The organism is Chondromyces apiculatus DSM 436 (genome assembly GCF_000601485.1).
GTDB classification, from domain to species: domain Bacteria; phylum Myxococcota_A; class Polyangia; order Polyangiales; family Polyangiaceae; genus Chondromyces; species Chondromyces apiculatus.
On sequence record NZ_ASRX01000048.1, the window covers coordinates 34,307 to 46,038 of the forward strand.

General features: G+C 69.4%; 7 protein-coding genes. 2 read left to right on the plus strand and 5 right to left on the minus strand.

Annotated features, from left to right (window positions below; all coding sequences use genetic code 11):
* Positions 1–17 precede the first annotated feature (17 nt).
* From CAP_RS26975 to CAP_RS26990, 4 genes are all read right to left on the minus strand, one after another.
* A complete protein-coding gene (locus tag CAP_RS26975) occupies positions 18–2,354 on the minus strand; it encodes a WD40 repeat domain-containing serine/threonine protein kinase (protein WP_197041371.1) in 2,337 nt (778 codons plus the stop codon).
* A gap of 122 nt (positions 2,355–2,476) precedes the next feature.
* On the minus strand, positions 2,477–3,898 hold the full coding sequence (locus tag CAP_RS26980; protein WP_044246215.1) for an Ig-like domain-containing protein: 1,422 nt from the start codon (positions 3,896–3,898) through the stop codon (positions 2,477–2,479).
* Positions 3,899–4,465: 567 nt separating this feature from the next.
* Positions 4,466–5,725, minus strand: coding sequence for a serine/threonine-protein kinase (locus CAP_RS26985; protein ID WP_044246218.1), 1,260 nt, complete (start codon positions 5,723–5,725; stop codon positions 4,466–4,468).
* Entirely contained in the window at positions 5,722–6,729 is a 1,008-nt protein-coding gene (locus CAP_RS26990) for a LysM peptidoglycan-binding domain-containing protein (protein WP_044246220.1), read from the minus strand. The genes CAP_RS26985 and CAP_RS26990 overlap by 4 nt, the downstream gene beginning before the upstream one ends.
* 246 nt (positions 6,730–6,975) lie before the next feature.
* Here CAP_RS26990 and CAP_RS26995 point away from each other — a divergent pair, with 246 nt between their 5' ends.
* Together CAP_RS26995 and CAP_RS27000 are read left to right on the plus strand one after the other, a co-directional pair.
* The gene (locus CAP_RS26995; RefSeq protein ID WP_052376012.1) at positions 6,976–7,998 is read left to right on the plus strand and encodes an OmpA/MotB family protein; all 1,023 of its coding nucleotides are present in this window, start codon (positions 6,976–6,978) and stop codon (positions 7,996–7,998) included.
* A 14-nt stretch (positions 7,999–8,012) separates the two neighbouring features.
* Positions 8,013–9,725, plus strand: a complete 1,713-nt coding sequence (locus CAP_RS27000) for an AAA family ATPase (protein WP_231511721.1) — start codon at positions 8,013–8,015, stop codon at positions 9,723–9,725.
* Between the two features lie 43 nt (positions 9,726–9,768).
* Here the strand turns inward: CAP_RS27000 and CAP_RS27005 are convergent, their stop codons facing one another.
* Positions 9,769–11,712 (minus strand): HD domain-containing protein, encoded by a 1,944-nt coding sequence (locus CAP_RS27005; RefSeq protein WP_081865297.1) that lies wholly within the window; start codon positions 11,710–11,712, stop codon positions 9,769–9,771.
* Between the last annotated feature and the right edge of the window lie 20 nt (positions 11,713–11,732).

The window sequence follows — 11,732 nt, forward strand, 5'->3', positions numbered from 1 at the left end:
CATGTTCCCGACGCGCGCTATGGCGTCGTGCCCTCGGCCTCCTCCGGATCCGCTGCGCGCACCGTCTCGGCGATCCACGCGCGCAGCCCCTCCGCATCGCGCGGCAGCGCATCGCGCCAGAGCCGCACCGTCCCATCTTGCCCCACCGAGACGAAGCCCCGCCCCTCCGGCAGGAAGCGCGCATCGAGCACCGCCCCGGCGTGACCCCGCAGCACCTGCGCCTGCGCGGTCGCGAGATCCCAGACCCGCACCGTCCCAAGCGCCACGCCGACGACCGACCCCTCGTGCCCGCGGCTGAACTTCAGAGTTCCATCCTCGAGATCGCGCACCCGCAACAGCCCGCGCTCGTCGGCCGAGACGAGCCGCCGCCCGTCTGCGGAGAGGAGCACGCGTGTCACGAACGCCTCGTGATCCTTGAACGTGCGCACCTTCCCCGTCTCCGGCTCCCAGACCCGGGTGCGCCCATCGTCACCCCCCGCGGCGACGAGCCGTCCACCTGGCACGATCGCCGCGACCGAGCCGACCATCAGCCGCAGTTCGTCCGTCGACACGCGCACCCCGGCCGCGCGCTGCACCACCCCCGTCTCGAGGTCCAGCAGCGACAGCGCGCCCTGCACGCCCGTGGCCGCCGCGTGCCTCAGGTCCGGCGTGACCACGACCTTCGAGCAGGTCTCGGGATCGCTGCACAGGCGGCGATTCTCCCCGGTCGCGAGATCCCAGCGGCGCACCACGCCGTAAAACTCGAAGCTCACCAGCCCCTGGCCGTCAGCGGTGAACATCGCCCTCACCACGGCTTCGACCGGACCGAGGAGCGTGCGCACCGCCCCGCTCTCCACATCCACGATCCGGATCTCTCTGTCCTGACCCGCCGCCGCGATCCGGCGCCCATCGGGGGACACGTCCACCCACCACACCTCGCCTTCGAGCGCCGTGATCACCCGGTGCTTGCCGCCCACGAGGTCCCAGGCCCGCACCGTGTGGTCATCGCTGGCGCTGAACAGCGTCTTGCCGTCGGGCGCGTACGCGATCTTGCTGACGAGCTTCTCGTGGCCTCGCAACTTCCGGGCGACCCCGCGCCCCTCCGCGTCGGCCGCGATGCGCCGCACCGCCGCCCAGTCCTCGAACGAGGGCGACAGGCTGCGCAGCCACCCGAGCGCCTCGTTCGGATCCTTCTCCAGCGCCGTGCGCGCCTGCGCCAGGATGAGCTGATCCGCGCGCATGACGGCGGACCCCCGCGCCTCCTCGGCCAGCCCGAGCGCGCTCTCGGCGCGCCTCCGCTCTCCCGCCTCCCGATCGCGCGCGGCCATCACCCGCAGCACCCCGTACGTCCCGCCCGCGACCAGCACCAGCAGCGCCCCGGCCGCGACCGACAGGGCTCCCCGGTGCCGCCGCACGAAGCGCACCAGCAACTCCCGCCGCGAGTAACGGTGCGCGCCCACGAGCTGCCCCGCGAGGAACCGCTCCAGATCCTCGGCGAGCTCCCGCGCCGACGGGTAGCGATCCTCGGTGTCCCGGGCCATCGCCTTATCGACGATGGCCAGCAGATCCTCGGGCACCCCTCGCGTCCGCCTCGCGAGCGGCACGGGGGGCCCCTGGAGCACCTCGCGCAGCACCTTCCCCGCCATCCCCTCGTACGGCGGCGCCCCCGAGAGCAGGTGGTAGAGCATCGCCCCCACCGCGTACACGTCCGCGCGCTCGTCCACGGGCAGCCCTGCCGCCTGCTCCGGCGGCATGTACGCCGGCGTCCCCACCACGGAGCCCATCACCGTGAGCGCCTCCCTGACCTTCCCCTCCGCGTCGACTTCCCCGCCTGGCGGCGCCGACCCTCGCCCCTCCTCGTCGGCGGTCAGCTCCTTGGCGAGCCCCCAGTCGATCACCACCGTCTCGCCGAAGTCCCCCACCAGCACGTTGGCGGGCTTCAGATCGCGGTGGATGATCCGCTCCGCGTGCGCGTACGCCATCGCCTGCGCCACCGCCAGCACGTGCGTCACCAGCGGCAGCCGCTCTGCGAGCCCCCGCGGCTCCTCGACCACCTCCGCCAGCGACCTGCCCGCCACCAGCTTCATCGCCAGGAACGGCGCCCCCGTCGGCCAGCGCCCTGCCTCGTACACCGGCACGATGGCCGGGTGCTGCAACCGCGCCGTGAGCAGCGCCTCGCGCACGAAGCGGTCCTCCGCGTGCCGGCTGCGATCGAGCAGCTCCTTCAGCGCCACGGGCCGCTTCATCTGCACGTCCTCGGCGCGCATCACGCGGCCGATCCCCCCTTGCGCGATCTGCCCCGACACCACGTAGCGCGCCGGATCGATCTCGGGGAGCTGCTCCGCCGTCCACGGCGCGGCAGGCTCGGACCTCACCGCCGGCCTCGCGGGCATCGTCTCCGCGAACGCCCCCTCTCTGCTCAGCGTCGGCGCGTCCTCGTTCGGTGCGTCCTTGTTCGACGCGCGCGCGTGGCTGCCCGGTGCGCGCCCCGCCTTCCTCAGCGCGGGCGCCTCCTCCGCGTCGCCAGCAGCGCGACCCCCGCGATGGCCATGAGCCCACCCGCGGAGCCCCCGCCCGACGTCTGACCGGCCGCGCTGCAGTCGCACCCCGCCTCCTCGGACGGCTTCGGCTCACCCATCCCGCCCGCGTTCTCCTCCGCACCCCCGAAGGCCACCCCGTGCAGCGCCACCACCTGCACCGGCGCGTCCGGATCGTTCGACCCGATCAGCACCTTCGCCGTGAACTCCCCGTTCTTCTTCGGCACGAACCGGATCGCCGAGTCCACCGTGATCCCCGGCTCGATCTCCACCGTCGGATCGAACACCTCGAAGTTCGTCGGATCATCGGTGAGCACCGTGGCCACGATCTTCGCCTCCCCCGCGTTGAACAGCGGGAACGGCTCCAGGTTCTTCTGCCCCACCTCCACCGACCCGAAGTCGATCGCCACCTCTTCCACCACCAGGTCCGGCAGCGGCACGTGCACCCGCTTCGGCTTGAAGATCCACGGATCGTTCGTGATCGGAAACCCGATCGGAATGTCCGCGATGGGGATCGACCAGCTCTGCCCCAGCAGCTCCACGTAGAACGCGGGGATCAGGTGGATCGTCCCGTCGTATGCCACCGACCCCTCGGGGTGCACATTCAGCTCGATCGAGGGCCCTCCCGGGTACGCCGTGCTCGTCATGCCGCCCTCCTCGGTCACGTCGCCCCCGGCGACCGGCACGCCGTCCACGTCCTTCACCACGATGCGGTCCGTCTGGTAGTTGGCCCCCACCTCGAGCGCGACATCCAGCTCGAAGCCACCGTCGATGCCGGGGATCGACCCTCCCACGATGTCTCCGATGGAGACCTGCGCCAGCCGCACCGCATCGGTGCTGCTCGACATCGACACCCCCGGATCCCATCCCCACCCATCGAACTCCTGGTCCGCCTGCACCTGGAAGTCGATCTGGGGCACGTACGGAATATCGCCCACCCACGAGTAGTCCTGTCCGAAGACCGAGATGTGGATCGCCCCCTGCGCGCCCACATCGAGCCCGTAGTGGTAACTGAAGTTGCCGCCCCCTGGCTTGCCCGGCGTGGTCAGGTCGAAGACCTGGGGCCACGCCGTATCCAGCGACCCCTGCAGCCGCACCTGCGTGTTCGCGTACACCGCCGCCCACAGGTGCACCTGGAGCGGCGAGTTCGCCGGCACCCACCCCGTATCGAAGTCGAACTCGATGGGCAGCGCGTTGGTCCGCTCGTAGCGCAGCGCCGCTGACTCACACGTGAGCAGCTCATCCGGGCAGGGCGTGGCGAGAACGTCGTACGCCGCCGCCTCCCCTGGCGCGACCGCCATCACCGCGCCCAGCGCCACGGCAGCAAGAGGAAGAGCAGCAACACGCGGCATGAGGGGGCGGCGAAGCCTGGGCACAAGCATGGGCGGGGAGGCAATTGTCAGGGATCTCCCTCTTCCACACCAGCTAGCTGTGGCAGTCCCCCCCATCTTCCCCCACTCATCCTCCCGGGACGGCACCCCGCGCGGCAATTCCCCTGTCCTTCTCGTCACATCCCGGAGCGCGTTCACCCTCTCTCCGAGGTGGGCAACGGGCTCCCTGGAGTCAGCAACGGGCTCCCTGGAGTCAGCAACGGGCTCCCTGGAGTCAGCAACGGGCTCCCTGGAGTCGGCGACGGTCTCCCTGGAGTCAGCAACGGGCTCCCTGGAGTCGGCAACGGTCTCCCTGGAGTCAGCAACGGGCTCCCTGGAGTCGGCAACCGTCTCCCTGGAGTCGGCGACGGTCTCCCTGGAGTCGGCAACCGTCTCCCTGGAGTCGGCAACCGTCTCCCTGGGGTGCGCAACGGTCTCCCTGGAGTCGGCAACGGTCTCCCTGGAGTCGGCAACGGTCTCCCTGGAGTCGGCAACCGTCTCCTTGAGGTGCGCACGGCCTTCCTCGGCGCGCGTGCGGCGTCTCCCCTTCTGCGCGGCTCCAGATCTCGGCGGGCGGTTCTACCGTTGCCCCACCAGGGTCCCGATGGCGATGCCGATCGCCGCGAACACCACGGCGATCAGCAGCCAGAGCACCTTGTCGCTCAGGCCCTTGCGTACGGGGGGTGGCCTGGCCACGTGGACCTGGGGCGCGGGGCGGGCGGCGGGCTTGCCGCCGGGAGGGGCCGAGTCCACGGGGAGGGTCTCGGCGAAGCCTGCGGGAGCGCGCGGGGGCGGCAGGGGGGTGGGCATGTCCGAGGGCGGATCGCTGGGCAGGGTAGGGGAGTGCTCGAGAGCGCTCCGGCGCATGTCGCTGATGGTCACGGACCCCGGCGAGGCGACCACCCGGTCGCCGCTCCGGCACGCGACGAGCGCCTCGGTCAGGGCGCGCGCGTCGGCGTGGCGGTCCTGAGGGCGCTTGGCGAGGGCACGCAGGATCACGGCCTCCAGGGCGGAGGAGATCGCGCCGTCGCGGCGCGTCGCGCGGGGCAGCGGCACCTCCTCGCCGAGGTGCGCCGTCATGGAAGCCATGGCCGTGCGGCGCGGGAACGGCGGCTTGCCCACCGACATCTCGTAGAGGATGCAGCCGAGCGCGTAGATGTCGCAGCGCGGATCGATCTCCTCCCCGCGCACCTGCTCGGGCGACATGTACTCCGGCGTCCCGAAGATCATGTCCTGCTCGGTGAGGCCGGTGGTCATCTGCTCGCCCTGCACCACCTTGGCGAGCCCGAAGTCGACGACCCTCACCCGAGGCACCGCAGGTACCGACTGCGACTCGCCCTGCGACTCGCCCTGCGGCACCCGCTCCAGCAGCACGTTGGCGGGCTTGAGATCGCGGTGCACGATGCCGGCGCCGTGGGCCGCCGAGAGCGCCGCGCCGATCTGGAGCGCGATCTCCACGGCCCGCCCTGGATCGAGCGGCGCCTCGCGCTCCAGCAGCGCCTCCAGCGACACGCCGTCCACGTACTCCAGCGCCATCATCAGGAGGCCGTCGTGCTCCACGAAGTCGAGCAGCCGCACCAGGTTGGGGCTCTCCAGGCGCTTCAGGATCACCGCCTCCCGGTGGAAGCGCTTGTGCACCTGCCGGTCGCCGCAGAGGTGCCGGTGGATCACCTTGAGCGCCACCTGCCCCCCGCCCTCGCTGCCCTCCGCCTGGGCGAGGTACACGACGCCGGAGGCCCCCTCGCCGAGCACCGCATCGATGCGGTAACGGTCGGCGACCCGCTGCCCCGGCAGGAAGCCCGCGCGCCGGGCCCCGCTCTCGTCGTGCGGCGCGCTCATCGGCGACCACCGGGAGTGGCAACTCCGGCGTCGGGTGCGGGCGGTCCAGCGTCGGGGTCGGAGGTCTGCGGCGCGCCCGCGGGGGGCAGCGCGCCCGGGGCCGTGCACACCCGCAGGATCTTCGGGCTGAGGTCCACCGGATCGAGCTCGGCGGCAGGATCGGCCCTGCGCCACGCCCCGCACGCCGTCTCGGCGAGCCCCGTGGCGTCGAGCGCGACGTACGCCTCCACGAGCTGCCGCTGCACCTGCGCCACCTGGTGCGCGGCCAGCTCCCCGTAACCGAGCACCTTGTTGCCGCGCACCACCGCGTCGATGTACCGGCCCCCGCGCACCTCCGCGACGAGCAGCGGGAGCTCCGCGTCAGCGCGCCGCTGCGCCTCGCGCACGTGCCCCGCGCCCTCCGCCCGCACCAGCGCCCCCGCGCTCCGCGCCTCTTCCCGACCGGCGGCGGTGAGGGGCAGATCGGTGAGCGGGACCAGGACCACGGCTCCGCGCGAGATCGGCTTCTGCTTGAGGGTGTTGTACTTGTCGAGCATCCAGGCTCGGTCCCGCTCCCCGAGGAAGCGGTAGGCGATGGACGGCAGCGAGTCGGTGGGTCCGGCGACGTAGCGGAGGTTGTACGGCACCAGGATCTCCTGGCCGTCGGCGGGTTCGAGCCAGGGCATGGAGTCGTTGGCGAGCGCGAGCACGTCGCTCCGCTCCGCGGACCCGAGCAGCTCCTCGGCCAGGAGCGCCCACGTCTCCCCGGCGTGCACGCGGCGGTGGCCCACGGCGGGGATCTCCAGCCGCAGCCCCGGCACGATGGGGACGCCGCTGCCCGTGTCCAGCCCGTTGGCCGCCACGAGGACCTGCTCCATCTGCACGCGCCCGTAGACCCGCTCGGCGATCTGCGCCAGCGTCTCCCCGCGGCGGACCACGTGAGGGAACGCACGGGCCGCCCCACCCCAGGCGAGGACGGCGCCGAGCAGGGCGCCTGCGACGATCCAGGTTCTGCGCAAGCTCACCGCCGGGAGGCTACCCGGGCTCCGGGTCGGAAGGAACGGGGCGCACGGCGCGGACGTGCTCGACCCTGGCGAGCGAGGCTGTCCTGCAAGCACGCCGCGAGATGTGGCATGGTCCCGTGCACGGCTCCGCGTCACGGCCCCGCGCATTTCCCGCGCCGCCCGACGCAAGCGAGCCCAACGCAAGCAAGCCCAACGCAAGCAAGCCCGACGCAAGCAAGCCCGACGCAAGCAGGCCCGACACAGACGATGCAAGCCCCGACGACGCCCCCCTTCCCGCGCGCACTCCCCTTCCCGCGCGTACTCCGCGCCGCGCGTACCCTCCTGCCGCTCGCCCTCGCCCTTTCCTTCTTCGCTGCTGGCGCCACCGGCTGCGTCAGCGCCGAGCGCTACGACAAGGCCGTCGACGCCATCCAGAAGGCGCAGGCCGAGTCGAAGCAGCGCGGCGCCGAGATCGAGGCCCAGCGCGGCCAGCTCGCGCGTGCCGGCGCCGATCTCGCCGCGCGCGACGAGGCCCTGAAGGCCCGCGACGCCGAGCTGCAGGAGAAGGCGGTCGCCGCCCAGGAGGCCTCCACCCTGCAGGCAGACCTCATCCGCCGCCTCGACGAGGCCGCGCTCCTCAACGCGGAGATGAGCGAGCGCCTCCGCAAGGCTGGCAAGAGCGTGCAGGAGCTTGCCGGCGAGCGCGGCACCCTCGCGGCCGCCCTCGCCGAGACCCGCGGCAAGCTGGAGGAGCTGGCGCGCCAGCAGGCCGCCGCCGACGCGCGCGCGTCGCAGTTCCGCGAGCTGGAGGCGCGCCTGAAGCGCATGGTCGACGCCGGCCAGCTCAAGGTCGCCATGCGGGAAGGCCGGATGATCCTGGAGCTACCCAACGACGTGCTCTTCGACTCCGCGCGGACCGACCTCAAGCCCGCGGGCAAGGCCGCGCTCGTCGAGGTGGCCAAGGTGCTCTCCACCATGGCCGACCGGCGCTTCCAGGTCGGCGGCCACACCGACAACGTGAAGATGCAGGGCGCGCGCTTCGCGTCCAACTGGGAGCTGTCCACGGCGCGCGCGGTGGAGGTCGTGAAGCTCCTCATCGAGAGCGGCATGAAGCCGGGCACCCTGTCGGCCGCCGGCTACGGCGAGTTCGCCCCCATCGCCTCGAACGACACGACCGAGGGCAAGGCCCGGAACCGGCGCATCGAGATCGCCCTGGTGCCCGACCTCGCGGAGATGGTGAAGCCACCCGAGCCGAAGGCCGCCCCGCCTGCTGCCCCACCCCGCAAATGACGAGGGCGCCGGGCGTGCGCCCCATCCCCATCGGCGTCGACGACTTCCGCAAGCTGCGCGAGCAGGGGATGGAGTACGTCGACAAGTCGCGGCTCCTCCTGGAGGTGCTCGATCGGGGCGCCGAGGTGCTGCTCCTGCCGAGGCCGCGGCGCTTCGGCAAGACGCTCAACCTCTCGATGCTCCGCTCCTTCTTCGAGAAGCGCGAGGAGGACCTGTGGGGCCTCTTCGAGGACCTCGAGGTAGCGCGCGCGGGGGACCGCTACCGCGCGCACTTCCAGCGCTACCCGGTGGTGTTCGTCACCCTGAAGGACATCAAGGCGCCGACCTGGGAGATGGCCTGGGGGGCCATCCAGAAGAAGATCGCCCGGCTGTTCGACGAGCACCGCGACCTCCTGGGCTCCGGCTGCCTTTCGGCGCATGAGGAGGCCGATTTCCAGGCCATCCTCGACGGCACGGCGCAGCGTGCGACCTACCAGAACGCGCTGCTCGATCTCTGTCGCGCGCTCGAACGCCATCACGGTCAGCGCGTGGTCCTGCTCATCGATGAGTACGACGATCCCATCAATGCCGCGTACGTGCATGGCTACTTCGACGAGGCACTCGCGTTCCTCCGCCCCTTTCTGGGCGCGGGGCTGAAGGGCAACCCGCACCTCTTCAAGGCAGTGCTCACCGGCATCCTGCGGGTGGCGAAGGAGAGCATCTTCTCCGGCCTCAACAACCTGGCCGTCTACAGCCTCCTCCGCCCCGAGTTTTCGACCTGTTTCGGCTTCACCGAGGCCGAGGTGACGCGCCTGCTCTCCGACGCGGGCAAGGGTGACCTCCTCGACACCGTGCGCGCCTGGTACAACGGCTACGTCTTCGGGGGACAGGTCATCTACAACCCATGGTCCATCCTCAACTACGTCGCGAGCGACGACAGGATGCTGCGCCCTTACTGGGTGACCACCAGCTCGAACGATCTGATCCGCAACCAGCTCCGGCAGCGCGCCTTCCGCCACCAGCCGGCGATCCAGGCACTGCTCGAAGGCGGGAGCGTCGAGCGGCGCCTCGACGAGAACGTGTCCCTCAACGAGCTGTCGACGCGCGAGGGCGCGCTGTTCAACCTGCTGGTGTTCTCGGGCTACCTCAAGGCGGAGGCGGGTGAGGGCATCGACGGCGAGGAGCCCCCGTACCGGCTGTCGATCCCCAACCGCGAGGTGAGGCAGGTCTACAGCGAGACGTTCCGCGAGTGGATGGAGGAGTGCCTCGTTCAGCAGGGCAGCGACGTGGAGCGGCTGACGGCGGCGCTGCTCTCGGGCGACGCCGAGGCCCTGGAGGAGCAGCTCACCGCCTTCACCGTGAATCTCCTCTCGTACCACGACCTGGCCCTCGTCAACGCGCCGGGTCAGACCACGACGCCACTGCGCACGGAGCAGGTGGTCCATGCGTTCGTGATCGGCCTCCTGGCGACGCTGGAGCCTGCGTACCTGGTGCGCTCGAACCGTGAATCCGGCCTCGGTCGCCCAGATGTCACGGTGCAGCCCCGGCAGCCGGGAAAGCCCGGGGTGGTGCTGGAGCTGAAGGTGGTGAAGCCCGGCAGGTCCCCCGAGCAGGTGCTCTCCGAGGCCGCCCTCCAGATCCAGAGCAAGGCCTACACCGCAGCGCTCGCGGCGGCAGGCGCGACGCCCGTCCACGCCTTCGCCGTGGCCTTCGAGGGCAAGCGGGTGTGGGTGCGTACGGTGGCCTGAAGCCTAGTCCCGCGCACGACCGCGCTGACGACTCGGAGAGGCTCTACAGGTGAAGATCGCTCAGAAGGGCACGAGCCTGAGACTCATAGTTCGCGCACTGAGGCTTTCGTTCCAGAGCCTCACGCACCGCCTGCTCGCGTTCGAGGTGATCGGTCCTCTGAAGGAAATCGATCGTGGCCGCAAGCTCCAGCGTACGCCAGTGTGCTTTCTCGCACAGCGTGAGTACCTGCTCAACGAGCGTTGTTGTCGGTCCATCGACCCGGGCGGCATACGTCGCAGCCTGCTGCGCTGGCGTGTACTCGTACCGCTTCCATCCACTTTCGTCGCTCTCTTCTCGCTCATCGATGAGCTTCGACTTCACTGCACCCTTGATGGCGTCAGCGACTTCAGCCGAAAAGGGGCCGTAGTGATGGTACTGGAACAGGAATGGCTGCAGTGGCTTCGCCCCCCGCTGTTGGAGAAGGTACATCAGCTTCTGAACGCGGAGGCGCCCATCAAGCCTGCGCGCCTTGGTGACCATCAGCGCGAGCATCGATGCCAGGTCAAGCTGATCTTGGAACGTCGACATGAACTCCGCTCTCCTCACTTCGACTTCGCCCTTCAACAACTTTGGCGGCAAGCCCTCTCGCACCTCTTCGGGAACGATAAGCCTCTGTGTCCTGAAGCCTGAATCGAAGAGGTCGAGCATGCTCTTGCCACGCTTTTCATCCTCGATGGGCCGGATCGACCCTTGTTTTGAAACTAGCAAGATGGGGTCGGACCCACTGTCGTCCTGGCCCCATCGGTAAGGCTTGTCGTTCTCTCGGTCGGTTTGATCGAGACGGACGTAATAATCGGCATTCAGATCGGGGAATGTTTTTCGGACCCTATCTTTGGCTTCTTCCTGCAGGGTCACGAGCTTGTCGAAGTCCGAAGTCAGAACGTCTATCGCTTTGAAGAATCGACGGTGCTTGAGTCGATCGCAGAGATCTCGCAGCGTGGGATCGTTCGAGTCGCGCCAGCGCTGAACGAGACTCCATACATGGGCCTCGTCGAGGCGCATGTAATCCGAGAGGGAGACCTCGTTCCCATGCTCCATCAGTGCCCAGAGTGGATCCGGCTTGCTGGCGGGGGCGAAGAGATGAAGTCGGTCGGTCTCGCTTGCCATGGCGAGTTCACGCGCCCGTCTCAGGGCCGCATTGAGCAACCACGAGACAGCTCGGGCTGTGTGATGAAAGTAGATTGATTGATACAGGTGGTAGAGCGCGTGAAGATAGTTCTCAACCACGTCACGCGCTCGATCATCCACGACGATGAACTCCCTGGTAGTTCCGGTCTCCGCCGCTGTGTCCGGGGTTCTCGCGCCGATGAAAAGCGCACCGATCAGTCGATCTCTGTCGAAACGGTGGCTAAGAACGCCACACATCATTGCGTCACGCGCGGTGTAGTCGAGACGATCAGCGTCGAGCTGGCTCGACACAAGGGCGTAGAACCAGCGGTCTGGTTTCCGCTTCTGGTATTCGATGAAAGGGAGCAGCTTTTCCGGCAGACCCTGGTCATGTGCGCGCAGAGAACTCGCGATCGACGAGCCTTCCTCGACGAGGATGCGGCTCGTGAGCGTCTCATGATGAAACTTGTTTTTTCCGAGGATCTCCTCAAGGAGATGGGAAAATGGACCGTGTCCCACGTCGTGCAGTAGGGCGGCGATCGTGACCAGCTCGCGCTCTTCTTGCACGGCATCGCGGTCGCTGTTCCGGCATGCAGCGTCGTACATGCGTCCCGCGAGGTGGGCGGCACCGATCGAGTGAGCGAACCGAGAGTGTTCGGCGCCAGGGAAGACCAGGTTCAACACTCCGTTTTGTTGGATGCTCCGGAGCCGCTGGAAGAGTTCGTCGTCGATGAGCTTACGGACGAGGGCTCCGTGCGAGTTTCGCGGGAACGCGATATCGCCATGGACTGGATCGCGGAAGATGTAAGGCCGCAGCAACCGTCCAGCGTTGGAAGGCATGCGAGGACGCTACTCTTGGC

What these genes read in the sequence shown, in the direction of transcription:
- CAP_RS26980 (WP_044246215.1), bottom strand. Translation starts at nt 3,898, where the DNA reads ATGCTTGTGCCCAGGCTTCGCCGCCCCCTCATGCCGCGTGTTGCTGCT.
- CAP_RS26985 (WP_044246218.1), bottom strand. Translation starts at nt 5,725, where the DNA reads ATGAGCGCGCCGCACGACGAGAGCGGGGCCCGGCGCGCGGGCTTCCTG.
- CAP_RS26995 (WP_052376012.1), top strand. Translation starts at nt 6,976, where the DNA reads ATGCAAGCCCCGACGACGCCCCCCTTCCCGCGCGCACTCCCCTTCCCG.
- CAP_RS27005 (WP_081865297.1), bottom strand. Translation starts at nt 11,712, where the DNA reads ATGCCTTCCAACGCTGGACGGTTGCTGCGGCCTTACATCTTCCGCGAT.